4 protein-coding genes are annotated in these 1,518 nt (G+C 69.6%); 1 reads left to right on the forward strand and 3 read right to left on the reverse strand.

Annotation, left to right across the window (positions count from 1 at the left end; all coding sequences use genetic code 11):
* The 3 genes from ACEN88_RS31380 to ACEN88_RS31390 all read right to left on the reverse strand — a co-directional run.
* A partial coding sequence (locus ACEN88_RS31380) for an alpha/beta fold hydrolase (protein ID WP_413346026.1) occupies positions 1 to 416 on the reverse strand: 416 nt, incomplete at its 3' end.
* Entirely contained in the window at positions 413 to 616 is a 204-nt protein-coding gene (locus ACEN88_RS31385) for a helix-turn-helix transcriptional regulator (protein ID WP_413346028.1), read from the reverse strand. The genes ACEN88_RS31380 and ACEN88_RS31385, both read right to left, overlap by 4 nt.
* Positions 613 to 1,014 (reverse strand): hypothetical protein, encoded by a 402-nt coding sequence (locus ACEN88_RS31390; protein WP_413346030.1) that lies wholly within the window; start codon positions 1,012 to 1,014, stop codon positions 613 to 615. The genes ACEN88_RS31385 and ACEN88_RS31390 overlap by 4 nt, the downstream gene beginning before the upstream one ends.
* A gap of 141 nt (positions 1,015 to 1,155) precedes the next feature.
* Here ACEN88_RS31390 and ACEN88_RS31395 point away from each other — a divergent pair.
* On the forward strand, positions 1,156 to 1,518 hold a 363-nt coding region (locus tag ACEN88_RS31395), incomplete at its 3' end, for an NAD(P)/FAD-dependent oxidoreductase (RefSeq protein ID WP_413346032.1).

Genomic DNA, 1,518 nt, shown 5'->3' on the forward strand with positions numbered 1-1,518 from the left:
GGGGGGGCGGCCCCCCCGGGGGGGGGGCGGTCGTGTGGGGGCGGCGCGGGCGGCGGGCCCCCCCCCCGGGGGGGGCGGCGCGGCCGCGCCGGGCCGGCCGGCGGGCGGCCGTCGAAGCCGGGCAGGGTCAGGACGTAGACGGCGTGGTCGGGCGCGAAGGCGCCGATCGTGTCCTGCCACACCCAGCTGCCGCTCGCGAGGCCCGGGATCAGGATCAGCGCGCGGCCGCCGTTTCCCGCCTTGCCGTGGCGTTCGACCAGCACGCCGCCCACTTCGAAGCGCTCGGCCGGCGCGATGGTGGCGGCGTAGCGGTTGGTCTCCGGCGCCGCATCGGCGGCGCGGCTCTGGTGGCCGGCGCTCATGCACAGCGTGACGACGATGGCGGCGAACAGTGCTTTGTTGCGTACGAGGTTCATGCGGTCTCCTGGTCGGGGAAGAAGATGGTTTCGATCGGTTGTTCGAACAGTTTCGCGAGCGCGAAGGCCAGCGGCAGGCTCGGGTCGTAGCGGCCCGTCTCGATGGCGATGACGGTCTGGCGCGAGACGTCCAGCAGCTCGGCCAGGTGCGCCTGGCTCCAGCCGCGCGTCGCGCGCAGGTCGCGGATGGTGTTCTTCATGATTCGACGGCCCGGCGGGCGCGCAGCGACAGTATGGTGCTCGCGACACCCCAGCTGACGCCCATCACCATCCACACGCTGAACATCGACAGCTTCGGGAAGCCCGCCGTCTCGAGGAAGCCGTAGCTGAACGTGACCGCGCCGGTGATCCCGAACGCGAGCGCCAGGCTTTCCAGCAGACGCATGCGCTGGTATTCGTCGATGCGGGCCACGTGGCGGGCGATAGCACGGATCATCAGGCAGAAACCGATCATCGGCGACAGCAAGGCGGCTGTGCGCAGCACCCCGTCGTCCAGCGGCCGGCCGTACCGGATCGACGCGAGCAGCAGCACGACATACACGGCGATGGCCGTCAACAGATCGCTGCGGTAGGCCCGGCCGACACGTTTCTCATGCATCACACACCTCCTCATGTAAAGTATGCTTTACATCGTAGGACGGGTTTGCGACCATGTCAAGCTTCCTTTACATCCTTTTTTGGCCCCCGTTCGACTACAATGCACGCCTCCGCGTTTTCTCGTTTTCCTCCCGCGACCGCCATGTCCTTGCCAACCGAAACCCGTCCCCATCGCGCCATCGTCATCGGCGGCGGCCCCGCCGGCCTGATGGCGGCCGAGGTGCTGTCCGCGGGCGGCGTGCGCGTGGACCTGTACGATGCGATGCCGTCCGTCGGCCGCAAGTTCCTCCTGGCCGGCAAGGGCGGCATGAACATCACGCATTCGGAACCCCATGATGCCTTCGTCGGCCGCTACGGCGCCCGCGCCGACGCGGTGAGGCCGTGGATCCATTCGCGCAACTGCGCCGGCGGGAACGCGTCCACCCACGGCCTCGGCGTCGCCACGTTCGTGGGGACGTCCGGCCGCGTGTTCCCGACCGACATGAAGGCCGCGCCGCTGCTGCGG

This window comes from Massilia sp. CT11-108, assembly GCF_047302915.1.
GTDB lineage: Bacteria > Pseudomonadota > Gammaproteobacteria > Burkholderiales > Burkholderiaceae_D > Telluria > Telluria orientalis.